Source organism: Pandoraea pneumonica, assembly GCF_902459645.1.
GTDB lineage: Bacteria > Pseudomonadota > Gammaproteobacteria > Burkholderiales > Burkholderiaceae > Pandoraea > Pandoraea pneumonica.
In genome coordinates this window covers 1-22,590 of record NZ_CABPSK010000003.1, presented here as the reverse complement: position 1 = coordinate 22,590, position 22,590 = coordinate 1, and the positions used below count along the sequence as shown (strand labels likewise).

The window sequence follows — 22,590 nt, the reverse complement described above, 5'->3', positions numbered from 1 at the left end:
GGCCCGCGCAACAAGCGTCGTCGCGCAGACAGGCTCTGAGGAAATACGGCTTATGACATCGAAAGGACTGGATAGCGAATCGTTCGAACTGCTGCTCGCCAGCGTGCAGCGCTTCATTCGCGAGCGTCTCGTGCCCGCCGAGAACGACGTCGAGGAACACGACGAAGTCCCGGCGAAGCTGGTCGACGATATGAAGGAAATGGGCCTGTTCGGCCTGTCGATTCCTGAGGAATACGGCGGCATTGGCCTCTCGATGGCGCAGGAAGTGCGCGTCGCGTACGAGTTCGGGCAAACGTCGCTGGCGTTTCGCTCGGTGTTCGGCACGAACGTCGGCATCGGCTCGCAGGGCATTCTGATGGACGGCACCGAGGCGCAGAAAGGCGAACTGCTGCCGCGCGTGGCCAGCGGCGATCTGATCATGTCGTTCGCGCTGACCGAGCCCGACGCCGGGTCCGACCCTGCGGCGCTCAAGACGCGTGCCGTGCTCGACGGCGACCACTATGTCATCGACGGCGTGAAGCGTTTCATTACGAACGCGCCGCGCGCAGGGGCATTCACGCTGATGGCGCGCACGGGCGGCGAAGGCGCGGGCGGTATTTCGGCGTTTATCGTCCCCTCCGACACGCCGGGGCTCTCGCTCGGCAAGCCCGATAAGAAGATGGGCCAGCGCGGCACGAAAACCTGTGACGTCGTGCTCGACGGCGTGCGCGTGCCTGCCGCCAACATCATCGGCGGCGAGGCGGGCAAGGGCTTCAAGACGGCAATGAAGGTGCTCGATCGCGGACGCTTGCATGTCGCCGCACTCTCTTGCGGGATGGCGAAGCGCATTCTCGATGAAGCCGTGGCGTATGCGCGCGAGCGCAAGCAGTTCGGCCAGCGCATTGGCGACTTTCAACTGGTGCAGGCCATGCTTGCCGATAGTCAGGCTGAGCTTTATGCAGGCTGGTCGATGGTGCAGGACTGTGCGTTGCGCTACGACGCCAAACCGGCCGGTAAGCGCGATGCCGAAGTGAGCATGCTGGCGTCGTGCGCCAAGCTGTTCTGTACCGAAATGGTCGGGCGTGTGGCCGATCGTGGCGTGCAAGTGCATGGCGGCGCAGGCTACATCAACGAATACAAGGTCGAGCGCTTCTATCGCGACGTGCGCTTACTGCGTTTGTATGAGGGCACGACGCAGATTCAGCAACTGATCATCGGACGCGCGCTGATGCAGGACGATTGAGCTTGTAATACACTCGCTGGCGTTCGCTGCCCCCAAGAGCTGCCGTCGTGTCCGATTCGTCATCGCAAGACCCGCAATCGTCTTCCCTGCCACCGGCATCACCGGCATCACCGGCATCACCGGCATCACCGGCACCACCGGCCCGGACGGTATCGCAAACGGCATTGCCGTTGCTCGTCGCGTCGACCTTCTTCATGGAGAACCTCGACGCGACGATCATCACCACGTCGCTGCCCGCCATGGCGCACGACTTCGGTGTCGCGCCTTCTGCACTTTCCATCGGCTTATCCGCTTATCTGGTGGCCCTCGCGGCGTTCATTCCTGCGAGTGGCTGGCTCGCCGACCGGCTTGGCCCGCGCCGAGTGTTTCCGTCGGCCATTGCGCTGTTCACCCTCGCGTCGGTGCTTTGCGCGATGAGCACCAGCCTCGGCATGTTCACCGTGTGTCGTGTCTTGCAGGGGCTGGCCGGGGCGATGATGGTGCCTGTCGGGCGGCTCGTCGTCTTGCGCAATACCCCCAAACCGGCGCTCGTTCGCGCCATCGCCACCATCACCTGGCCGGGACTCGCAGCGCCTGTACTGGGGCCAGCCTTAGGCGGCTTCATCTCGTCGACGTGGAGTTGGCACTGGATTTTCCTGATCAACGTGCCGCTGGGTATCGCGGCGTTCGCCGCGGCATTGTGGCTGGTGAAACCGTCGCCGGGGCAGCGCAAGCCGTTTGATTTCGCGGGCTTTGTCGCGAGTGGCGTCGGGGCCAGCGCGCTGATGTTCGGCGTGGAGCTAGCCAGCCGCACACCGGCCGATTGGCCGATGGTCATCGCGTGTCTCGTCATCGGTGGTGTCGCAATGGGATGGTCGGTGCGGCACTTTCTGCGCACACCGCACCCGCTGCTCAATCTGGGCGCGATGCGTGTGCAGACATTCGCGGTGGTGGTGTGGGGCGGCTCGCTGTTCCGGATCGCCATCGGCAGTGCGCCGTTTCTGCTGCCGCTCATGTTCCAATTGGCATTCGGAATGAGCGCGGTCACATCCGGCTTGTTGATGCTAGCGCTGTTCGCGGGCAATCTCGGCATCAAGCCTGCCACCACACCGATCATGCGACGCTTCGGCTTTCGCGGCGTGCTGCTTGGCAACGGCGTACTCGTGGCGATCGGTTTTGCGATGTGTGCGTTGCTCACGGCGACGACGCCGTTTTGGATTACCGCACTCGTGTTGCTCTTCGGCGGCATCTGCCGGTCGGTGCAGTTCACGACGCTGGCGACGATGGGCTTTGCCGATGTGCCGCCCGACGACATGAGCGGTGCCTCGACGCTGTTCTCAGCGTTGCAACAGATGACCTCCGGTCTGGGCATCGCGCTCGGTGCGCTCGTGCTCAAGGTGACTGAAGTGGCGGGCGCCAGTCCCTATAGCGCGGCGAGCTTCCGCTGGACGTTCGTCGCGATGGGCGCGCTGGCGCTGCTCGGTCTGATCGACGGAGCACGCTTACCTGCCAATGCGGGCGCGCAAGTGAGCGGACATTCGCCTCGTACGGCGCGCTGATCGGCGCATGCCGGATCGTGGGCCGATCGCGTCATCGTGGTGCGGACATCGCGTGCCATGCACTGCTGCGGTGCAGCACCGAAGCCGCGCTTGCTGCCAAGCCATTGGCACTCCTCCTCCTCCTCAGCCTTATTCGGCAACGCTTTGCCGATAGTTGACGATCCGCTGGCATGCTTGTTGCGTAAGCACTAACGCCAGCGGCAAAGGCGTCGCCGGCATCGATACCGGTGCGACGTCAGGGGCAAGCCTGCGTTGTACCCACAGGACAACGGCGTCCCTCCGTGCTGCGGCACGGTCGGACGCCGTTTTGTTTTTCGGGCGCTGCCACAGGAGCAATCAACATGCGCAAGCCTCGTCTGGTCGTCATCGGCAACGGCATGGCCGGAATCCGCACGCTCGAGGAGCTGCTGGAAATCGCACCGCATCAGTACGACATCACCGTGTTCGGCGCCGAGCCGCATCCGAACTACAACCGCATCCTGCTTTCGCCGGTACTCGCGGGGGAGCAGTCGTTTGCCGACATCGTGCTCAATCCGCTCGATTGGTATGCCGAGAAAGGCATCACGTTGCATCTGGGCAAAGAGGTCACGCAAATCGACCGTCCGCGTCGCGTGGTGCGCTGCGCCGATGGCACCGAAGCGCCTTACGATCGCCTGCTGATTGCGACCGGTTCCAGCCCGTTCATCCTGCCCGTGCCGGGTAAGGATCTGGACGGCGTGATCAGCTATCGCGACATCCGCGACACCGAGACAATGATCGAGACCGCTCGCGTCAAGCGCCACGCGGTGGTCATCGGCGGCGGCTTGCTCGGGTTGGAAGCGGCCAACGGCCTGAAGCTGCGCGGCATGGACGTGACCGTGGTGCATTTGGCCGAGACATTGCTGGAGCGCCAACTCGATGCGACCGCGGGCAAGCTGTTGCAGCAATCGTTGGAAGAACGCGGCCTTAGCTTCCGCCTGTCGCATCAAACGGCAGCGATCTTGGGTGACGGCGACGACGGCACGTCTGGCGCTGTGCGCGCGGTTCGCTTTAGCAACGGCGACGAAATTGCGGCAGACCTCGTCGTGATGGCCGCCGGTATCCGCCCGAACACGACGCTCGCCGAAGCTGCCGGGTTGTATTGCTCGCGCGGCATCGTGGTATCCGACACGCTCCAGACATACGATCCGCGCATCTACGCGGTCGGCGAATGCGTGAGCCATCGCGGTGTGGCGTATGGCCTCGTCGCGCCACTGTTCGAGCAAGCCAAGGTGTGCGCGAATCACCTCGCGCTCATGGGCATCGGCAGCTATCGCGGTTCGGTGCTCTCGACCAAACTCAAGGTCACCGGCATCGATCTTTTCTCGGCGGGCGACTTTCTGGGCGGTGACGGCACCGAAGAAATCGTGCTGTCCGATCCGGCGGGCGGCGTCTACAAGAAGCTCGTGATTCGCGACGACAAACTCGTGGGCGCCTGTTTGTACGGCGACACGGCCGACGGCGCGTGGTACTTCAAGTTGCTGCGCGAAGGGCGTGCGCTGGGCGAGTTGCGCAACAGCATCATGTTCGGCGAATCGAGCGTCGGCGACGTCGGCACGCAAGGGCAAAGCCGCGCGGCCGCGATGGCCGATACCGACGAGGTGTGCGGCTGCAATGGCGTGTGCAAAGGCACCATCGTCAAAGCGATCACCGAGAAGGGCTTGTTCACGCTCGACGACGTGAAGAAGCATACGAAGGCGGCGAGCTCCTGCGGTTCGTGCGCCGGTCTGTGCGAGCAGATTCTCATGAGCACGCTGGGCTCGACCTACGATGCCGCTCCGAAGGAGAAGGCGATCTGCGGGTGCACCGACTTGTCGCACGCCGACGTGCGCCGTGCCGTGCGCGAGCACCGTCTGACGTCGCATCGCGCCGCGTACGACTTTCTTGAATGGCGCACGCCGAACGGCTGTGCAACCTGCCGCCCGGCACTGAACTACTACATGCTCAGCACGTGGCCCAAAGAAGCCGTCGACGATCCGCAAAGCCGCTTCGTCAATGAACGCGTGCACGCGAACATCCAAAAGGACAACACGTTCTCGGTCGTGCCGCAGATGAAGGGCGGTGTGACGAACGCGAGCGAATTGCGCCGGATTGCCGACGTCGCCGACAAATACCAGATTCCGATGGTGAAGGTCACGGGCGGCCAGCGCATCGACTTGCTCGGCGTGAAGAAGGAAGACCTCGTGAGCGTGTGGCGCGATCTGGGCATGCCGTCTGGCCACGCGTACGGCAAATCGATTCGTACGGTGAAGACGTGTGTGGGGAGCGAGTTCTGCCGATTTGGCACGCAGAACAGCACGCAGATGGGTATCGATCTCGAGACGATGCTCGCGAACATGTGGTCGCCGCACAAGGTCAAGCTGGCCGTGTCGGGCTGCCCGCGCAATTGTGCCGAAGCGGGGATCAAAGACGTCGGCGTGATCGCGGTCGATTCGGGCTGGGAGCTTTATGTGGGCGGCAACGGCGGCATCAAGACCGAAGTCGCGCAGTTTCTCGTCAAGGTGAAGACGGCCGAAGAGGTGAAGGAATACACCGGCGCGTTCCTCCAGTTGTATCGCGAAGAAGCGTATTACCTCGATCGCACCGTGCACTACGTCGCACGCGTCGGGCTCGACTATGTGAAGCAGCGCGTGGTGCAAGACGCAGCCAACCGTCGCGCGCTCTACGAACGGTTGCTCTACGCGCTCGATGGTCTGCCCGACCCGTGGCAAGCCCGCATCGACGGTAAGCAGGCGAATGAGTATCAGCCGCTCGCGCCGTTGCCAGCCATCGGCGCTGCCACCCCTGCTATCCCCGCCGCCCCGGCCACCGTTTGAGGACAACGCTATGGAAATGTCTCAACCCATCTGGCTGCACGTGTGCGACATCGACGCGATTCCGCGTCTGGGGACGCGTGTGTTGCCGCATCCGGACGGCAACATCGCGCTCTTTCGTACCGAGAGCGACAAGGTCTTTGCGCTGCGCGATCAATGCCCGCACAAGGGCGGCGCGCTCTCGCAGGGCATCGTGCACGGCGAGCGGGTGACGTGTCCGCTGCACGCTTGGAACATCGATTTGGCGACCGGGCAGGCATGCGCGCCTGACGTGGGCTGCGCACAACGATTTGCCGTGCGGCTCGACGGCAGCGATGTGTTGCTGTCGTTCGAAGCCCCGGCCGATGCATCGGCTGACGGCGCGACGAAGGTCGGCGAGCCAGCGAATGCAGAAGCACCGGCCACCGTTTGAACGCCACGCGTCCTATCGAGCCTTTCGAGCCTTTCGAACCATGTCCGCGCCGGAGTCCGTCATGAACCTTCTGACCCCTGCTTCCCCGTCGATCACAGCGCCTGCTGCGACGACCGTGACGAAGACGACCTGCTGCTATTGCGGCGTGGGCTGCGGCGTGCTGGTCGAGAGCGATGGCGAGCGCATTGTCGGCGTGCAGGGCGATCCGGCGCATCCGGCGAATTACGGGCGCTTGTGCAGCAAAGGCATGACGTTGCCGCTCACCGCCCAATCGCTCGCCGGGCGCGTGCTGATGCCCGAGATGCGCACGTCGCGCGAGGCCGATCGCATCCCCGCCACCTGGGACGATGCCCTCACGACGGTCGCGACACGCTTTGCCGACATCATCCGGCAGCACGGGCCAGACGCCGTCGCGTTCTACGTATCGGGGCAACTGCTCACCGAGGATTACTACGTCTTCAACAAGCTCGCCAAAGGGCTGGTGCGCACCAACAACATCGATACAAACTCGCGCCTGTGCATGTCGAGCGCAGTGAGCGCATACAAGATGGCGCTCGGCGCCGATGGCCCGCCCACGTGCTATGACGATTTGGAAGCGGCGAAGACGGTGATCTTCGCGGGCAGCAACATGGCCTATGCGCATCCGGTGCTGTTCCGCCGGTTGGAAGCGGCCCGCGCCGCCGATCCGTCGATTCGCTGGATCGTCGTAGACCCGCGCCGCACCGATACGGCGGCGATGGCCGACTTGCATCTGCCCATCGTGCCCGGCACCGATGTCGCGCTCTTTCACGGCATGCTGCATCACCTGATTTGGGAAGGCCGTATCGACCGCCGGTATATCGACGCACACACCGAAGGGTTCGATGCGCTCAAGCAAGTGCTGCGCGCCTACCCGCCGCAACTCGTGGCGGATGTGTGCGGCATCGAGGAATCGGCGTTGCGTCAGGCGGCCGACTGGTTTGGCGAGAGTCCGGCGGCGCTGTCGCTGTATTGCATGGGGCTGAATCAGTCGAGTCACGGCACGGAGAAGAACTTAGCGTTGATTCATCTGCATCTGGCGACCGGACAAATCGGGCGCGCAGGGGCAGGGCCGTTTTCGCTCACCGGGCAGCCCAACGCCATGGGTGGTCGTGAGGTGGGCGGGCTGGCGACGATGCTCGCGGCCCATCGCGAGATTGGCAATGCGGCGCATCGTGCCGAAGTCGAACAGTTGTGGGGCGTCGCAGGGCTGTCCGACCGGCCGGGCCTGCCCGCCGTCGAGATGTTCGACGCGGTGCGCGACGGCCGTATCAAAGCGATTTGGATTGCCTGCACGAACCCCGTGCACTCGATGCCCGACAGCGCACGTGTGCGCGAAGCCCTCAATGCTGCGGAGTTCGTTGTGGTGCAGGAGGCGTTTCGTCAGACCGACACCGTGCCTTATGCCGACGTGCTGCTGCCCGCGTCAAGCTGGGGGGAGAAAGACGGTACGGTGACCAATTCGGAGCGGCGCATTTCGCGCGTGCGTGCGGCTGTGAATGCCCCCGGCGCGGCGCGTGCCGACTGGTGGATTGCGAGCGAAGTGGCACGGCGACTCGCGCCGCAACTCGATGCGCCCGTCGAGCCGTTCGTCTTCGATTCGACGCAGGCGATCTTTAACGAACACCGCCAACTCACCCTCGGGCGCGATCTCGATATCGGTGGGCTCGACTACGCGCTGCTCGAACGACGCGGCCCGCAGCAATGGCCGTATCCGGTGGGGGCGTCGAACGGGCTTGCCCGCCGCTATGAAGACGGCGTGTTCGCCACAGGCGATGGCCGTGCGCGCTTTCACGCGTTCGAATACCAGCCGGTGGCCGAACCGATCAATGCCCGTCACCCCTTCCGGCTGATTACCGGACGCTTGCGCGATCAATGGCATGGCATGAGCCGCACGGGGCGCGTGGGGCAGTTGTTCGAACATGCCCCCGAACCGACGCTGACCATGCACCCCACCGATGCCACGCGGCGCAGTTTGCGCGCGGGGGATTTCGTTCGGCTGTCGAGCCGTCGCGGCGAGCGCGTGCTGCTGCTCGCGGTGAGCGACGACGTCGCCTCGGGCACGGTCTTTGTGCCGATGCATTGGAGCGGTCAGTTTCTCGGCGGTGGCGGCGTCAACGACACGACGACGGGGGCCGTCGACAAGTATTCGAAACAGCCGGAGTTGAAGCATGCGGCGGTGCGCGTCGACCCGCTAACGCTGCCGTGGCGGGTATCGGCGGTCTGTCGCGGCGACGCGTTGCAACTGCACGCGGCAGTGCAGCCGTTGCTCGCCGAGCGGCGCTTCGCAACAGTGCGACTGGAGGGCGACGACCGCGTGGTGGTTTCGGCGGCCGACGATCAGGCCGACGCCGACTGGCTCGAGCGCTTGCATACGGCGTTGGCGTTGCCGCGTGACGAGGCGTTGCTCGAATACCGCGATGCGCGCCGCGCGATGACCAAACGTGTGGCGTGGCAAGGCGCGGTGATCGAAGGCGTGCTCGTCGCAGGCAGCGAGGCGGATATCGCCGGATCGACCTCGTTGCTCGCGCGAGTGCGAGAGGGCACCCCGTGGACGCGTGCGCGGCATGCCGTTTTTGTGGCGGACAGTGCCGCTACGCTGAGCGCGACGCGCGACCGCACGGTGTGTCAGTGCAAACAAATCAAGGCGTCGAGCATCACGGCAGCGATTGCCGCCGGGGCCGACGTGACACAACTTAAAACGACGCTCGGCTGCGGCACGGTCTGCGGATCGTGTGTGCCGGAGTTGCAGCGCATGTGCGTGAGCGCCAAGACGTTGCCGCTTGCACACGAGCAACCGGCGAGCGCTGGCGCCATGTAAGCGGCGGCTGTGCATTACCCACAGGACTTAGCAGAATTGACGGAGAACGATCATGAAACTCGGCAAAGTGACCCTGCTCAGTGCGGGCCCCGGCGCACTCGATCTGCTCACACTGCGCGCCGCGCGGGTGTTGAGCGAGGCCGACGTGCTGCTGGTCGACGATCTGGCCAACCCGGACATCGCCACACTCGCCCCGCAGGCACGCGTGATTGCCGTGGGCAAGCGCGGCGGCTGCCGGTCGACGCCGCAAGCGTTCATCGAGCGGTTGATGTGCCGACTGGCCCGGCGCGGCGCGCATGTGGTGCGGGTGAAAGGCGGCGACGCGCTGATGTTTGGCCGTGCGGGCGAGGAGATGCGCGCGCTGCGGCTCGCCGGCGTGCCGGTGGAGATCGTGAACGGCGTTTCGGCGGCGTTCGCGGCGGCCGCCGGGCTTGGCATGTCGCTCACGCATCGCGATCATTGCGCGGGGGTGACGTTCGTCACCGCGCACCGGCAGGACGGCACGGCACCGAACTGGGCGGCGCTGGCCGCGACGGGTACGACGCTGGCGATTTACATGGGCGTGCATCGCGTCGAAACGCTGAGCGAGACGTTGCTCGCGCATCTCGATGCCGCGACACCGGCCGCGGCCGTGCAGTGGGCGGGCACGGCGCAGGAGCGCCGGCTGGTGACGTCGCTCGGGCGGCTGGCGCAGGACGTGAGGGCGGGCGATTTCGCCAGCCCGGCCATTTTGCTCGTTGGCGGCGCAGTCGGTGAGGCGCTTGCCGTGCCGCACGCCGATGCGTCGACCGATGCCGTCATCGCGCGAGCGGCCTGAGGCGTTCTAGTGACTGCCTATACTGATATCGCACGCGGTGCAGGGGCGAGGCTCGAATCTTTCGGCATCTCCTGGCAATCGCGTGATACGTTGATTTCCCCCTAAACCCCTTGGCCCCCACGACCTTGCCGAAACGACCGGATACCGCAGATCGCGATCCTCAGGCCGACACGCCACTTGCCCCCGGCCCGTCGCCCGGCATGCTGCGCGTGCTGTTGGTGACCGATACCGACAAGCCCATTGGCGACTTGCGCGCGGCGCTCGCGCGTTTGGGCTGCGAGATGCTTGCCGAAGTGGCCAAGCCGCAGGCGTTGCCGCGCGTGGTCGAGAGCGAGCGCCCGGATGTGGTCATCATCGATACCGAATCGCCGTCGCGTGACACGCTTGAACAACTCGCCGTCATGAATGCTGCCGCGCCTCGCACGGTGCTGATGTTCTCCGCCGACGGTGATCAGTCGCTGATTCGCGCTGCCGTCGATGCCGGGGTGACGGCGTATTCGGTGGAAGGGCTGGCGGCCGACCGGCTGGCACCGATTCTCGAAGTGGCGCTCGCGCGCTTCGCGCACGAGGAGAAGCTGCGCGCACGGCTGGCCAAGGCCGAGAGCGAGTTGGCCGATCGCAAACTCATTGACCGGGCCAAGCGCTTGCTCATGGACCGGCGCAGGATTTCCGAGCAGGAGGCGTATGCCCTTCTGCGCAAACGGGCGATGGATCAGGGCGAGAAGCTCGTCGAAGTGGCGCGCCAACTCGTCTCGATCGCCGAATTACTGGGATAGACACGGCTCATGTCGACATCATCATGGATGGATTTCGGCGCAGGGCGCGCCGACACGCTGAGTGGGACATCAAGCCATGCGCCGGAAAAGCGCCACTTGCGGGTGGGCTTCGTGGCGCTCTCGGACGCTGCGCCGCTGGTGGTCGCCAAGCGGCTGGAACTCGGGCACGAGCACGGGCTCACGCTGGAGTTGAGCCGTGAGTCGTCGTGGGCCGCCGTGCGCGACAAGTTGCTCACCGGCGAGCTCGATGCCGCGCATTCGTTGTACGGCCTCGTGTACGGGGTGCAGTTGGGCATTGGCGGGCCGCGCGAAGATATGGCCGTGCTGATGGTGCTCAACCGGAACGGGCAAGCGGTGACGGTGACGCCGTCGCTGGCCGACGCGATGGCGCAGACCGGTAGTTTGCGCGATGCGCTCGCGACGCTGGGCCGCACGCCGGTATTCGCGCAGACGTTCCCGACGGGCACGCACGCGATGTTCCTCAACTACTGGTTTGCCGCGCAGGGGATCGATCCGCTCTCGGAGATTGCGCGCATCGTCATTCCGCCCGCGCATATGGTGGCGGCGATGGAAGAGGGCGGGCTAGACGGTTTTTGCTGTGGCGAACCGTGGCACGCGGTGGCGCAGGCGCGTGGGCTCGGGCGGACGGTCGCGGTGTCGAGCGATATCTGGCCGAATCACCCCGAGAAGGTGCTCGCTTGCCGCCGCGATTTTGTGACCCGGTATCCAAAGACGGCGCTGGCGCTGGTGCGCACGCTGCTCAGTGCGTGCCGCTGGCTTGATCTGCCAGGGCATCGCGAAGAAGCTGCCGGGTGGCTGGCCGAACCGGCGTGGGTTGGTGCACCGCGCGACCTGATCGCAGCGCGTCTGCTTGGGGATTTTGGGCGCTTGCAGGGGCGCCATGCCCTGTTGCCGGTGAGCTTCTTCGATGACGGTACGGTGACTTATCCGCGCTTGTCGGACGGGATGTGGTTCATCTCGCAATATCGCCGCTGGGGCATGACGGGTGACGACGCGCTGACGTCTGCCGCCCGGATCGCGGCGCAGGTCAATCAGACCGAACTTTACGAGGCAGCGGCACAGGCCGAAGGTGTTCCGGTCGCGTCGGCACCTGTGCAGGAGGTGCTATGCGATGGTCGGCGATGGGACGAAAGCGTCTGGGGGCCGGACGGTGACTTGCGCGCCTATGTGGAAGGGTTTCCGATTCGGGCGAGGTAATCCGCGCGACGCTATCCGTGCGACGTAAATCAGCGCGCGAACGCGTCGCAATCGGCGCCCTGCGTGCAGATACGCATGCCTTGGCGGTGATGCAGGTGCAAATGGCAGACGAGTGCGAACAGCACCAGTTGACGCGAGAGGTTCGCGAACACGGGCTCAAGACCGGCAGCCCGGGCGAGTTCGCGCCGCAGCGTGGGATGCAGCAAGGCAATCGCGAGGATCGCAAAAGATCCCGGGATTGCAAGGAAGGCCGCTAATGCAATTTTTCTTGTCATGACCGTCGTGTGTGGTGCGGGCGCACCGCACTCGCGGCACGCGCCATGGAGACGGCAGGGGGTTCAACTAAAACCGGCGCACTAGCTGCTAGTTAGTACGCCGGAAGTTTTTGCAAGCCCGGGCGCCTCCTCCCGACTCGCAACATGACTGCAAGTTTAAGAGACCACGCGCGACGGATAAATACGCAGATTGGAAAACATCTGTTGTGAAATCTGAACAAAATAGGTCGGTGTCAAATCCACTGGTCGTTTGCCACCGTCCGATCGCCCGCATCGCCGTCGCCCGTATTGACCACGCCGCGAGGCTCGATCAGCATCAGCTTCGCCTCGCTGGGCGCGAAAGGCTTGTGTTCCAGCCCTTTAGGCACCACCACCATCTGTCCGGCAGGCACGACAATCGTGCGTTCGCCGTCGGCGTCGCGCACGTCGATATGCAGCTCGCCGTCGAGCACGATGAAGGTTTCGTCGGTATCGGCATGGGCATGCCAGACAAAGTCGCCAATCACCTTCACGACCTTGAACTGATAGTCGTTCATCTCGGCGACGACACGCGGCTGCCAATGGCCGTCGATGCGCGAGATTTTGGCTATCGGATCGATAGCCTGCGACTGTCCGCGCTGCGTCGGGGCGGCCGAGGTGTTGTCTTGTGGGGTGGACATCGTTGTCTCCGGTCTTGAGGGGGGAATGCCGAGCGTACGCGCTCGGGCGGCGACCGTATTGAACGTTTGTGCGGGGTTGGGGGCGGCGGGTGGGGCGACGGGTGGAGCGACGGGGGGAGCGACTGAACAGGCCCTAGGCACCCGCTTTGCGGCGCGCAGCTTGGAGCCAGCGGCCCGGCGTCAGGCCGAACGTCTTGAGAAAGTGTCGCGACATGTGGCTTTGATCGGCGAAACCCGCGTCGGCAGCAGCGTTCGCCAGCGGTTGTCCGGCCATCAGCAGCCGCCGCACCACGTCGAGTCGACGCATCGTCAGGTAACGGTACGGGCTAGTGCCGTAAAACTGCCGGAAATCGCGCGACAGGCTCCAGCGATCCCGTCCCGTCGCCGCTTCCAGCGCTTCGAGCGAGACGGCCTGCGTGCAGTTTTCGTGCAGATAGTCGAGCGCGCGACGGGCGGCGAAATAATCGCCCTTGCCCCCGACGAGGGGCGTGCCCGCGGCAAGGGCCAGTGCCTGAGCGAGTTCTGCGAGCGCGTCGCTTTGCTCCAGCGGCTCCAGCGTATCGCCCACCTGTAAGAGCAACGCTTCGGTCGCTGAGGCCAGACGCGGGTCGGTCGACAAGCCGCCTTCGACAAACGGCAGCGCTTGCCCGCCGAGCACCTCTTGGAAGACCGACGGCTGCACGTAAAGCATGCGATACCGGAAGCCTTCGTCCGTCCCGGCCTGTCCGTCGTGCGCTTCGTCGGGGTGCAACACCATCGTGTGCCCCGGCAGACTGTCGCGTCGGTCGCGCCGGTAATTGAAGCTTTGCACACCCGCGAGCGTGCGGCCGATGGCGTAGGTGTCGTGGCGATGCATCGCGTAGGCATTGCCTTGGAACCACGCCTCAATGCGCTCGACACCGTCGATCGGCGTGGCGCGTTTGACCCAGTCGGCGGGTTTGGATGGGTTTTGCATGGTGAGCGTGCTTGTTAGCCTATTGCCCGATCATCCGATCTTGGCGGCTTGCCCTGCCACCACCCGCCATGTCGCGCCGTGCGGTCGCCACAAACGCGTGTACGCGTACTTGCCGTCGAATGCCATCGAGCCGTACTGGCCTGCCAGCGTCGCTTTGGTCGTGGTCAGGCACAGACTGTCGATGCGGCGGATCTGCGTGTCGAAGACATCCAGTTGCGTCAGACGGAGTTGCCCGTCGCGATGCGCAGACAAATCCTCCGCCTTGGAGAGTACATACCCGTCCGGGGTGGTGAAGACCAGATCGTCGTCGAGCAATTCATTCAACGCGTCGACATCGCTCGCGATCATGGCCGCGCGCAGCTTGGCTTCCAGCGCGGTGATGGCGGCAATGGTCTGTTCGTCGTCCATGGTCTGGTGTCCTTTAGTCGTTTCGCTGCTAACGATTCCCGCGGCGGGAAGAACGCGTCTGGCTTCGGCCTGCATAATCGTCGTGACCTCATCGGATGACTTGCATCATGCAGACATTGTCGTTAGCACCGCGCCATCAGTTCTCCACTGTCCAATTCGTGTTGACCGATATGGACGAGACCCTGACCTACCGAGGGCGGCTGGCCGCCGCCACCTATTCGGCGCTGGAGCGCTTGCAGGATAACGGTATTCGGGTGATTCCGGTAACCGCCGCCCCTGCCGGGTGGTGCGATCAGATGGCGCGTATGTGGCCGGTCGACGGCGTGATTGCCGAGAACGGCGGCCTTTTCCTCACGCGCGGGCAGGATGGGCACAGCGTGACGCGCACCTATTGGCATGCCCACGAGCGCGTGGCCGACGTTCAGCGCCAGCTTCACGCCATTGCGGCGACGATCGAGGCGGCGATTCCCGAGGCGCAACGTGCCGACGATCAGGCGTTTCGGCTGACTAGTCTTGCGTATCGGCGCACGGGCGCGGAACAAGATCAGCAGATTGTCAGCGCGTTGTTGGCTGCCGGGGCCGACGCCACGATCAATAACTTGTGGGTGTTGGGCTGGCTGGGGGGCTACGACAAGCTGTCGATGTCGAAGCGGGTGCTGGCCGAAGCCTTCGGCGTCGATCCCGAAACGGCGCGTGATGTCGTCGCTTATTCCGGCGACTCGACCAACGACGCCCCAATGTTCGCGTATTTCAAACACACGGCCGGGGTGAGCACCGTCGTCGATTACCTGCCGCAACTGCCCGTGCCGCCCGCGTGGGTGACGCAGGGGCCGGGCGGGGCCGGGTTTGTGGAATTTGCCGACGCGATACTGCGAGCGCGGGGGTAACGGCTTACGGCGCGTTTAGTGACCGCGCCGTGCCAACACTTCGTCGCGCGGACCGGCATCGACTACGCGCCCAGCTTCCATCACGACGATCGTGTCGAAGCGGCTGAGCAGGCTTGGCCGGTGCACCGAGGCCACGATGCAGGACGACGGGAATGCGGCGTCCATGCGATCGAAGACGCGGGCTTCGGCCAGCGGGTCGAGCGCACTGGTCGGCTCGTCGAGTAGCAGCAACGAACTCCCCTGTGCGGCCAATGCGCCGCGCGCTAACGCCAGACGCTGGCGCTGGCCACCGGATAAATTGCCGCCGCGCTCGCTCAGGGCGCTATCCAGCCCATCGGGCAAGCGCTGCAATACGTCGTCGAAGGCTCCGGTGTGGACCGCCGATTGCACCGCCGTCTCGTCGGCAGGTTCGCCGAAGGTCAGATTCTCGTTCACGCTGGCCTCGAAGACGTCGGCTTCCTGCGGAATCAAGGTGGCCAACGTGCGCAGTTCCTGCCAGTCGATGACCGTGCCGTCGCTGCGCAACTCGCCCGCTTGCGGCGGGTACAGGCCCGCGAGCATGCGCAGCAGCGTGCTCTTGCCGCCACCACTCGGGCCGATCAGGGCCACGCGCGCGCCACGTTGCAGCACGAGATCGATGTCATGCAGTCCGCCGCGCGTGTTGTTGGCGTACTGCCAGGTGGCACCGTGCAACGAGAGCGTCTGCCATGTGGCCTCGGGGTCGACGGCGGGTACCGCGGCGTCTGGATCGCTAGGCGCCTGCCAAATCGGCTCGGCACTGCCGTAGTCGGTATGCATGCGCGCGAAGCTCTGGAAGTTCGACGCCATCGCGCCGACCACCGTCGCCGCCTGCTGCGCGTACTGGTAAATCATGAAGACAGTCCCGAGCAAAATCGCCTGGCCCGGCTGCCGCGATTGCAGCACGTACACCACGACCAGAATCCACGTGAGTCCCATGCCAAGCAGGTCGACGGCGAACCATTTGCCTTCGTTCACGAGGACGGTGCGACGCAGTGGCACCATCACGGCGTCCATGCGGCGGCCAAGCACTTTGCGCGAGGCGGCTTGTAGTCGCAAGCCGATGACGGTGCCAGCGTTGCCGACGAAGTCGAGTAATGCGGCGGCGTAGCGGCGCTCGGCGTCGTTCTCGGCGCGCGCGAGCTGCATTAACACGCGGTCGAAACGCAGGATGATGATCGCGATGATGACGTAGCCGGTGATCGCAATGACGCCGCTCGTGCGCGAGAGCAGGGCAAGGGCGACCAGCGGCCCGACGAAGTTGAACGCGCTTTGCAAGTAACCGAACTGGTTCTGCGCGAAGTCGGACAGCGCGCGGCTCGATTGCACCACTCGGTGCTGGAGCTCACCCGAGTGCCTGCCATCGCGCCAGACCAGAGGGGCCGCGGCGATGCGTGCGTAAAGCTGATCGGCCAGTCGAACGCGCACGCGTACGCCGACGTTGCGCTCCAACACGCGCCCCGGGCCATGCAGCAGCCACGACAGCAGATAGACGCCGACGAGGTAGAGAATCCAGCGCCCCGCCAACGCCATGTTGTCTTGCTGAAGCGCGTTGATCGCCTGTGCGGCCAGCCAAGGCATCGTCAGCCGCAGCAACTGCGCCGCCGATAACAATGCGGCCGCGCCGAGCATTTGCGGCCGCACGCCAGCGGCGTGGTGCCACAGCGCACGATAGAGATCGCGGGCGGCGCTGCCCAGACCGATGGCCGGGGCGGTGGCTTGTTTGTCCTGCTTGTCCTGAGCGTTCTTTGTGTCGGGTGCCGTCATGCGTCGTCCGGGGTGCCGAACCATCGCGAGGCCGCTTGCGCGATGGCGTCGTGGTCGAGGGCGTGAGCCGATGAGGTGTCGCTGGCCCACGCGACGAAGCCGTCAGGTCGCACAAGGAGTGCGCGTAAGCCCAACCGGTCTTGCGCATCGAGGCCGACGTAGGTGATTCGGTCACGCCAGCGGTTTATCAAGGCTTGCGTCGATGGGGCGGCGTCGAAGTCTAGCAACAGCCCTTTGCCGGTCGCGAGGAGGGGGCCGAGTTTCGTTCCGTCGATAAGAGAGATATCCGGGGCGCTGCGGCCCACGAGTGGGTGGTCGCTGCCGAGGTCGTAACGCAGCGAGGTGCCCCATACGCGCTCGGCGAAGTAGGTTGCGCCGTCGCGTGTTTCGATGACATCGCGCAAGATCGCTTCGAGTGCGCGCGAACTCCGGCTCGGCCGCATGATGCCGACTTGCGCGCGCGACCAGTCGAGAATCTGCGCGCCGACCGGGTGGCGTTCGCTCGTATAAGTGTCGAGTAGATCGGCTGGGGCGTGGTCGTGCAGGGTTGCTGCCAGCTTCCACGCGAGATTCATGGCGTCGCCCAATCCCAGATTGAGGCCTTGGCCGCCGAGCGGGGAGTGGATGTGCGCCGCGTCGCCTGCGAGCAGCACACGGCCGTTGCGGTAGGTCGTGGCCTGATGCGCGCGGTCGGTCCACGTGGTCGCGAGCAGGAGTTTGCTTATCGTGACGTCGGTATTGGACACGCGTCGCAACACGGTCTGCACATGGTCGAGGGTGATCGGCTGTGTGCGATGGAATGTCCCCCCGTCGAAGTCGGCGATGGCGACGGTGCCGGGCGCCTGGTAGGTGTACATCCCCGTGGGCGTGTAGTGACGGCCGGGCGTGAGTTTGTCTGGATCGGTCATCTCGACCTGCGCCGAATAGCCGGTGAATTCGGGATCGGTGCCGATGAAGTCGATGCCAGCCGCTTTGCGCACCGCGCTGCGTGCGCCGTCGCAACCGACGAGCCACTTCGCTTCGAACGCCTTGCCGCCTGCGTGTACGGTGACGCCGTCGTCGGTTTGGGTGAAGCCTTCAACGCCGTGGCCTCGCTGGATGAATGCCCCTGTTGCGATGGCGCGGGTGGCCAGTACGGCTTCGATGTGCTCCATCTCGACCGCCACGCTCGTGCCCGCCGGGTTGGGCAGAAAGTACTGCCACTTCGACGTGTCGACGTTGTCTTGGAAAAACTGGATGCCCGCGAAATGGCCGCCCGGACGCCGCGCTTGCTGCATCCAATGGGGGACGCTCGGCGTGCCTTGTTTGCCACCGTCTTTATTGCGCAGCGGGGCGGTGATTTCGTCGAGCAAGCCGCGGCGGTAGAAAGCATCGAGCGTGGGCATCGACAAACCGCGCAGTCCGAAGGGCAGTCGCTTCAACGGCGAGTCAGGCGTGTCGGCTTGCTCCAGCACCAGTACCGAGACACCCGCGAGCCGCAGTTCGCAGGCGAGAAATAAGCCGACAGGGCCAGCGCCGGCGATGATGACGTCGTAGATCAAGAGGAGTCCTTCGTTGCGTGGTCGTCTGACGCGAGGATCGATCGTTTTGGCGATTATAGGCATCCCGATATGGAAAGGCGGGTCACCGGGCTGACTCAGCTGGGGGGAGGTGCTGGTGCTCGCGCTTTTGCAGCGCGTGGTGCCTCATTTTCGTCAGATCAGATTGACGACGGATACCGAGGCTGCCGCAGATTTCTGCTTTCGGCTGGGTTTTGACGCGGTGGCGGACGAGACCGCCACGCATGTGACAAGGTTGGTTAAACCTTTTTGACGAATTCCGTTTTCAGGCTCATGGCACCGAAGCCATCGATCTTGCAATCGATGTCATGGTCGCTGTCCACCAGCCGGATGTTTTTCACTTTGGTGCCCATCTTGATCACGCCGCCCGAGCCCTTCAATTTCAGGTCTTTAATGACGGTCACGGTGTCGCCGTTTTGCAAGACGGTGCCGGTCGAGTCGCGATAGACCTTCTCAGTCGGTTCGCTCGATGCGACGGCTTGCGCCGACCACTCGTGCGCGCACTCCGGACAGATGCACAGACCACCGTCTTCATAGGTGAACTCGGAATTGCATTTCGGACAGGGTGGCAGTGCGCTCATGGGACGTAATCCTTTTAGCCGCCGGGGTGAACCGGCGCGTGAACAGAAGCGCGAGAGTATAACGCTCGCTGTTGTCGACTATGCTTGGAACGCGACGGTTTGCCGCGCAACCGCCGCACTCGCTGTTCTCGCCCGAGGTCTTCCGTGCGGCTCGTTTGAGTAAAGAAGGAGAGTACTCATGTCCGACATCGATACGCTACGGCCGTTTGCGTTCGTCCTCGCGGTTCAGGACATCGACCGCAGCGCGGCGTATTTTCGCGATGTGCTCGGTTTTCAACTGACGTGGACGGAGGCATCGGACTGGCGCCTTGTCTCGCGAGGCAGCGTTCGCGTCATGCTGGGGGCGTGTCCCGACACGCCACCGGCGTCGCAAATCGGCGATCACAGCTACTTCGCCTATTTGGAAGCGGACGATGTCGACGCGTTGTACAAAACGTTTGCGTTGAATGACGCGATCTTGCTCTCTCCCCCCACGGACCGGCCCTACCGCATGCGGGAATTCGTCGTTGGAACACCCGACGGGCATCGATTCGTCGTGGCGCAGGAGATTGGGGCGGACGTGACCACCGATGCGTGAAGTGAAGGTGGAGGCTAGCGAGCGCGATTTCGTTCGCGAAATAACAAAAGCCCGTTGATCTTGCGATCAACGGGCTTTTCGTATTTGGTTGCGGGGACAGGATTTGAACCTGTGACCTTCGGGTTATGAGCCCGACGAGCTGCCAGACTGCTCCACCCCGCGTCTGAGAAGAAGAATAATACGGGAATAACGCGCATCCTGTCAAACGTTTATGAAATTTATTTTAAGAACACCCGCAAATTCGTGCGCGAGGTACGCATTTCCTGCGCCTCTCACGCATGTCGCACCGCAGAATAAATGTGGCTGCGATAACCCTCGTACGCCGTGACGAGCGGCCAAGGGCGCGTTACCAGCGAATCGTTACCCCGGCCTGTACGGAGTGATCGAGCGAGGCCGGATTCAGGCCCCGTTTGTAGCCGACGTCGAGATCGAGGTCTTTCGTCGGGCTATAGATCGCACCGACCAACGCGTAAGCCGGTCGCGTGGTCGAGGACGTATCGGCGTTCGTTTGGTTGCCGATGTCCAGCGCCAAGCGAAGTTTGTCGGTCACATTGAACAACACGGCGGCGGACGCATTCCACAAGCTCTTTCGATTGCCATCGCGGTTGTCGTTCCAGGTGTAGCCCAGGTTGCCGAGAAACGTCCAACGATCTAGGTCGTATTGCATCAGGATGTTCGCGCCGCTCGTGACGCGGCCGTTGCCCAGGCCGCGATCGTGACTTGCCGTTGGCAGCGTCACGAACGGCTTCAGGCCGAGGCTCCAGTTCTCGCCCTCCAGAAAACGCCACTTGGCTTGCAACTGCGGGTCGCCTAGGCCGTTTGTCCAGCTAGCACCGTCAGGACGATTGCGCTGATACGGCGCCTGGATCGCGATGTCGAGATTCGGCAGCACACCGTAGGTCAGCGTGGAATTCCATTGCTGCTGGCGCGCGTTGACGAGCGATGTCCATTCGCTACTGAGTTCCAATTGCCAGTTACCGGTGTCTTGCGTGCCCGTGTCGTCCGTCACGAGCGGATTCATCGCGTTGGCGGCAAGCGGCGTGAGGGCAGCGGCAAGGATCAGAAGCTTCTTCATCGAAAACTCCGGCTGACCAGCGGGTGGCCAGACGTTGGATTTTTTGCGTCGACACGGCCGGTGTTGGCTGGGCGTGCCGCTGGGGATCTCGTGATCTCGTATAGGAAATCGAAACGAACGGGCGGATCGTACGTGGCGGCGCTAGGCAGCGTCAACCGCGTTTAAATGACATGGGCGATTCTTGGTACGTGCCTGTTGCGCGCGTCACGAAGATGTCATCGCGGTGGTGTTCCGGAACTTGCGTCGTGGGGAGAACGTCGTAGGAAGCCGCTCGCGTCGGTGGTAGACTCCGCCGCCCTTCGCGCGGGGCGATCTCTCGTGCGAAAGGCGCTGTCATCACGATCCACGCCGAGAAGGGCGAGCGTTGATGACGGGCGCCGCGTCTTCCCCCTCTTTCTCTCCTCATGCAAGCCAGAAGTCATCTTATTTTCGGTATCGGCGCGACATGGCTGATGCACCGCACCGGTTGGGCGGCCAGCGTTCACGCGTGGCCATTGACGCTTGTCGGCGCGCTGTTGCCCGATATCGATCATCCCAAGAGTCTGTTGGGAAAGCGGCTTGCCCCAATATCGCTGGCGATTTCCAGCGTGTTCGGTCATCGCGGCATGACGCATTCGCTGCTGCCGCTGATGTTGTTCGTTGCCGCCTGTGTCTATGGATGGGGGCACGTGCCCCCATGGGCATTGGCGCTGTGTGCGGGATATCTGTCCCATTTGCTCGCCGACTGGCTGACGCCCTCGGGTGTGCCGCTTTGCTGGCCACTGCGAACACGGTTTCGTTCGCCGCTGTATGTGACGACGGGGTCGTCTGCCGAGTGGTGCGTTGCCGCCGCGCTCGCCGTCGCCATGTGGCGATGGTGGTGAGCGTGGGGCTTGCATCGATGAGGTTCCGGGTATCTCCGGTATTGGCTCGCGGGGGGGCGGCGCTGTAATTAGCGCCAGACGAGCGGCGGCTCATCCATTAGTGCGACTTGTTCGCGCAGTTCCAGAATGCGGTCCTGCCAGTAGCGCTGCGTGTTGAACCATGGGAATGCGGCGGGAAATGCGGGGTCGTCCCAGCGGCGCGCGAGCCACGCACTGTAATGGAGGAGGCGCAGGGTTCGCAGGGCTTCGGTCAGGTGAAGCTCGCGCGGGTTGAATTCGGCGAAGTCTTCGTAGCCGCTCAAGACTTCGTCGAGCTGCACGGTCATTTCGCTGCGTGTGCCGGAGAGCAGCATCCACAGATCCTGCATTGCCGGCGCCATGCAAGTGTCGTCGAAGTCGACGAAGTGGGGGCCGGCGTCGGTCCACAACACGTTGCCGCCATGGCAATCGCCATGGACGCGCAGCAATTTGAAGTCACCCGCCCGGTCGTACGCGCGCGCAATACCCGCGAGTGCCAGATCGACGATGCTGCGCCATGCGTCACGCAGATCGGTGGGGATGAAGTTGTTTGTCCATAGATACTCGACGGGGGCGTGGCCGTAGGTGTCGATATCGAGCGTCAGGCGATGGGTGAAGGGCTGCGTCGCACCGACCGCGTGAATGCGGCCCAGAAAGCGGCCGAGCCAGTTGAGCGTGTCCGGATCTTGAAGTTCGGGCGCACGGCCGCCGCGCCGAGGGAACACGGCAAAACGAAAGCCTTCGAAGTGGTGCAACGTCTTGCCGTCGATGGCGAGCGGTGCCACGACCGGGATCTCGCGCTGTGCGAGGTCTTGCGTGAAGGCGTGTTCTTCAAGAATGGCGTCGTCGGTCCAGCGGGCAGGGCGGTAGAACTTCGCGATGAGCGGCGGACCGTCTTCCATCCCTACCTGATAGACACGGTTCTCGTAACTATTGAGCGCGAGCAACCGCCCGTCGCTATAGCTGCCGAGATGTTCCACGGCGGTAATCACCGTGTCGGGAAGAAGCGCCGAGAACGGATGGGGGTGGCCGGGGGCTTGCTGGGAGAGATCGGAGTTCATGCCCGCTATTGTGCCAAAGCCACCGATGCCGGGGCGTGTCGGCATCTCTATATAGAGGAAGTGGGCAAGTGGCTCGAGGAACGGGATGGGAAATGCACGCTAATTGAGGGATTTTCAAAATAATTTCACAAACCCCTTGCGCGCATCGAAGAAGGTGACTAATATTCCGTCTCTCGCAACGACAGCGACGCAGCGAAAGCAGCGAAGCAGGTAAGTGCGACGGGCCGGAAAGCC

20 protein-coding genes and 1 tRNA gene are annotated in these 22,590 nt (G+C 63.9%); 11 read left to right on the top strand and 10 right to left on the bottom strand.

The features are described from left to right. Positions 1-52: 52 nt before the first annotated feature. The 8 genes from PPN31114_RS15620 to PPN31114_RS15580 all read left to right on the top strand — a co-directional run bounded on the left by PPN31114_RS15620 (position 53) and on the right by PPN31114_RS15580 (position 11,653). Positions 53-1,222, top strand: a complete 1,170-nt coding sequence (locus PPN31114_RS15620) for an acyl-CoA dehydrogenase family protein (RefSeq protein ID WP_150680468.1) — start codon at positions 53-55, stop codon at positions 1,220-1,222. 47 nt (positions 1,223-1,269) lie between these two features. After that, positions 1,270-2,760, top strand: a complete 1,491-nt coding sequence (locus tag PPN31114_RS15610; protein ID WP_246182587.1) for an MFS transporter — start codon at positions 1,270-1,272, stop codon at positions 2,758-2,760. Between the two features lie 341 nt (positions 2,761-3,101). Further along, positions 3,102-5,594: a nitrite reductase large subunit NirB gene (nirB, locus tag PPN31114_RS15605; protein WP_174988128.1), complete on the top strand. Its 2,493-nt coding sequence runs from the start codon at positions 3,102-3,104 to the stop codon at positions 5,592-5,594. A gap of 10 nt (positions 5,595-5,604) precedes the next feature. Next, positions 5,605-6,003 (top strand): nitrite reductase small subunit NirD, encoded by a 399-nt coding sequence (gene nirD / locus PPN31114_RS15600; protein ID WP_150680467.1) that lies wholly within the window; start codon positions 5,605-5,607, stop codon positions 6,001-6,003. A 61-nt stretch (positions 6,004-6,064) separates the two neighbouring features. Beyond that, positions 6,065-8,842, top strand: a complete 2,778-nt coding sequence (locus PPN31114_RS15595) for a nitrate reductase (RefSeq protein WP_150680466.1) — start codon at positions 6,065-6,067, stop codon at positions 8,840-8,842. A 52-nt stretch (positions 8,843-8,894) separates the two neighbouring features. Then, a complete protein-coding gene (gene cobA, locus PPN31114_RS15590) occupies positions 8,895-9,659 on the top strand; it encodes a uroporphyrinogen-III C-methyltransferase (RefSeq protein WP_150680465.1) in 765 nt (254 codons plus the stop codon). Between the two features lie 200 nt (positions 9,660-9,859). Continuing rightward, positions 9,860-10,435, top strand: coding sequence for an ANTAR domain-containing response regulator (locus PPN31114_RS15585; RefSeq protein ID WP_150681075.1), 576 nt, complete (start codon positions 9,860-9,862; stop codon positions 10,433-10,435). Positions 10,436-10,444: 9 nt separating this feature from the next. Continuing rightward, positions 10,445-11,653 carry a CmpA/NrtA family ABC transporter substrate-binding protein gene (locus PPN31114_RS15580; protein WP_370865886.1) on the top strand — a complete coding sequence of 403 codons (1,209 nt, stop codon included), beginning with the start codon at positions 10,445-10,447 and terminating at the stop codon, positions 11,651-11,653. A 29-nt stretch (positions 11,654-11,682) separates the two neighbouring features. Here PPN31114_RS15580 and PPN31114_RS15575 read toward each other — a convergent pair whose 3' ends face one another. The 4 genes from PPN31114_RS15575 to PPN31114_RS15560 form a co-directional block, all read right to left on the bottom strand. After that, positions 11,683-11,928 carry a hypothetical protein gene (locus PPN31114_RS15575; protein ID WP_150680464.1) on the bottom strand — a complete coding sequence of 82 codons (246 nt, stop codon included), beginning with the start codon at positions 11,926-11,928 and terminating at the stop codon, positions 11,683-11,685. Between the two features lie 233 nt (positions 11,929-12,161). Next, on the bottom strand, positions 12,162-12,587 hold the full coding sequence (locus PPN31114_RS15570; protein WP_150680463.1) for a cupin domain-containing protein: 426 nt from the start codon (positions 12,585-12,587) through the stop codon (positions 12,162-12,164). Positions 12,588-12,720: 133 nt separating this feature from the next. Continuing rightward, positions 12,721-13,542, bottom strand: a complete 822-nt coding sequence (locus tag PPN31114_RS15565; protein WP_150680462.1) for an AraC family transcriptional regulator — start codon at positions 13,540-13,542, stop codon at positions 12,721-12,723. A gap of 30 nt (positions 13,543-13,572) precedes the next feature. Next, the gene (locus tag PPN31114_RS15560) at positions 13,573-13,950 is read right to left on the bottom strand and encodes a nuclear transport factor 2 family protein (protein ID WP_150680461.1); all 378 of its coding nucleotides are present in this window, start codon (positions 13,948-13,950) and stop codon (positions 13,573-13,575) included. A gap of 107 nt (positions 13,951-14,057) precedes the next feature. Between PPN31114_RS15560 and PPN31114_RS15555 the strand changes: the two genes are divergently transcribed. Next, on the top strand, positions 14,058-14,837 hold the full coding sequence (locus tag PPN31114_RS15555) for an HAD-IIB family hydrolase (protein ID WP_150680460.1): 780 nt from the start codon (positions 14,058-14,060) through the stop codon (positions 14,835-14,837). Positions 14,838-14,852: 15 nt separating this feature from the next. Here the strand turns inward: PPN31114_RS15555 and PPN31114_RS15550 are convergent, their stop codons facing one another. The 3 genes from PPN31114_RS15550 to PPN31114_RS15540 all read right to left on the bottom strand — a co-directional run bounded on the left by PPN31114_RS15550 (position 14,853) and on the right by PPN31114_RS15540 (position 18,762). Continuing rightward, positions 14,853-16,622, bottom strand: coding sequence for an ATP-binding cassette domain-containing protein (locus PPN31114_RS15550; RefSeq protein ID WP_150680459.1), 1,770 nt, complete (start codon positions 16,620-16,622; stop codon positions 14,853-14,855). Next, the gene (locus PPN31114_RS15545) at positions 16,619-18,163 is read right to left on the bottom strand and encodes an FAD-dependent monooxygenase (RefSeq protein ID WP_246182586.1); all 1,545 of its coding nucleotides are present in this window, start codon (positions 18,161-18,163) and stop codon (positions 16,619-16,621) included. The genes PPN31114_RS15550 and PPN31114_RS15545 overlap by 4 nt, the downstream gene beginning before the upstream one ends. Before the next feature lie 257 nt (positions 18,164-18,420). Next, positions 18,421-18,762 (bottom strand): zinc ribbon domain-containing protein YjdM, encoded by a 342-nt coding sequence (locus PPN31114_RS15540; RefSeq protein ID WP_150680457.1) that lies wholly within the window; start codon positions 18,760-18,762, stop codon positions 18,421-18,423. Positions 18,763-18,940: 178 nt separating this feature from the next. On the opposite strand from PPN31114_RS15540, the gene PPN31114_RS15535 reads away from it, so the two are divergent. Beyond that, positions 18,941-19,339: a VOC family protein gene (locus PPN31114_RS15535; protein ID WP_150680456.1), complete on the top strand. Its 399-nt coding sequence runs from the start codon at positions 18,941-18,943 to the stop codon at positions 19,337-19,339. Between the two features lie 85 nt (positions 19,340-19,424). Here the strand turns inward: PPN31114_RS15535 and PPN31114_RS15530 are convergent. Both PPN31114_RS15530 and PPN31114_RS15525 read right to left on the bottom strand, forming a co-directional pair. Further along, positions 19,425-19,501, bottom strand: a tRNA-Met gene (locus PPN31114_RS15530). A gap of 184 nt (positions 19,502-19,685) precedes the next feature. Beyond that, entirely contained in the window at positions 19,686-20,414 is a 729-nt protein-coding gene (locus PPN31114_RS15525; protein ID WP_150680455.1) for a transporter, read from the bottom strand. A 404-nt stretch (positions 20,415-20,818) separates the two neighbouring features. On the opposite strand from PPN31114_RS15525, the gene PPN31114_RS15520 reads away from it, so the two are divergent. Then, entirely contained in the window at positions 20,819-21,277 is a 459-nt protein-coding gene (locus PPN31114_RS15520; protein ID WP_150680454.1) for a metal-dependent hydrolase, read from the top strand. 68 nt (positions 21,278-21,345) lie between these two features. Here PPN31114_RS15520 and PPN31114_RS15515 read toward each other — a convergent pair whose 3' ends face one another. Further along, positions 21,346-22,356: a serine/threonine protein kinase gene (locus PPN31114_RS15515; RefSeq protein WP_150680453.1), complete on the bottom strand. Its 1,011-nt coding sequence runs from the start codon at positions 22,354-22,356 to the stop codon at positions 21,346-21,348. Positions 22,357-22,590: the final 234 nt, after the last annotated feature.

Excerpts from the sequence above, each read along its gene's own strand:
- PPN31114_RS15620 (WP_150680468.1), top strand. The coding sequence starts at position 53 with ATGACATCGAAAGGACTGGATAGCGAATCGTTCGAACTGCTGCTCGCC.
- nirB (WP_174988128.1), top strand. The coding sequence starts at position 3,102 with ATGCGCAAGCCTCGTCTGGTCGTCATCGGCAACGGCATGGCCGGAATC.
- nirD (WP_150680467.1), top strand. The coding sequence starts at position 5,605 with ATGGAAATGTCTCAACCCATCTGGCTGCACGTGTGCGACATCGACGCG.
- PPN31114_RS15595 (WP_150680466.1), top strand. The coding sequence starts at position 6,065 with ATGAACCTTCTGACCCCTGCTTCCCCGTCGATCACAGCGCCTGCTGCG.
- cobA (WP_150680465.1), top strand. The coding sequence starts at position 8,895 with ATGAAACTCGGCAAAGTGACCCTGCTCAGTGCGGGCCCCGGCGCACTC.
- PPN31114_RS15585 (WP_150681075.1), top strand. The coding sequence starts at position 9,860 with ATGCTGCGCGTGCTGTTGGTGACCGATACCGACAAGCCCATTGGCGAC.
- PPN31114_RS15580 (WP_370865886.1), top strand. The coding sequence starts at position 10,445 with ATGTCGACATCATCATGGATGGATTTCGGCGCAGGGCGCGCCGACACG.
- PPN31114_RS15575 (WP_150680464.1), bottom strand. The coding sequence starts at position 11,928 with ATGACAAGAAAAATTGCATTAGCGGCCTTCCTTGCAATCCCGGGATCT.
- PPN31114_RS15570 (WP_150680463.1), bottom strand. The coding sequence starts at position 12,587 with ATGTCCACCCCACAAGACAACACCTCGGCCGCCCCGACGCAGCGCGGA.
- PPN31114_RS15565 (WP_150680462.1), bottom strand. The coding sequence starts at position 13,542 with ATGCAAAACCCATCCAAACCCGCCGACTGGGTCAAACGCGCCACGCCG.
- PPN31114_RS15560 (WP_150680461.1), bottom strand. The coding sequence starts at position 13,950 with ATGGACGACGAACAGACCATTGCCGCCATCACCGCGCTGGAAGCCAAG.
- PPN31114_RS15555 (WP_150680460.1), top strand. The coding sequence starts at position 14,058 with ATGCAGACATTGTCGTTAGCACCGCGCCATCAGTTCTCCACTGTCCAA.
- PPN31114_RS15550 (WP_150680459.1), bottom strand. The coding sequence starts at position 16,622 with ATGACGGCACCCGACACAAAGAACGCTCAGGACAAGCAGGACAAACAA.
- PPN31114_RS15540 (WP_150680457.1), bottom strand. The coding sequence starts at position 18,762 with ATGAGCGCACTGCCACCCTGTCCGAAATGCAATTCCGAGTTCACCTAT.
- PPN31114_RS15535 (WP_150680456.1), top strand. The coding sequence starts at position 18,941 with ATGTCCGACATCGATACGCTACGGCCGTTTGCGTTCGTCCTCGCGGTT.
- PPN31114_RS15525 (WP_150680455.1), bottom strand. The coding sequence starts at position 20,414 with ATGAAGAAGCTTCTGATCCTTGCCGCTGCCCTCACGCCGCTTGCCGCC.
- PPN31114_RS15520 (WP_150680454.1), top strand. The coding sequence starts at position 20,819 with ATGCAAGCCAGAAGTCATCTTATTTTCGGTATCGGCGCGACATGGCTG.
- PPN31114_RS15515 (WP_150680453.1), bottom strand. The coding sequence starts at position 22,356 with ATGAACTCCGATCTCTCCCAGCAAGCCCCCGGCCACCCCCATCCGTTC.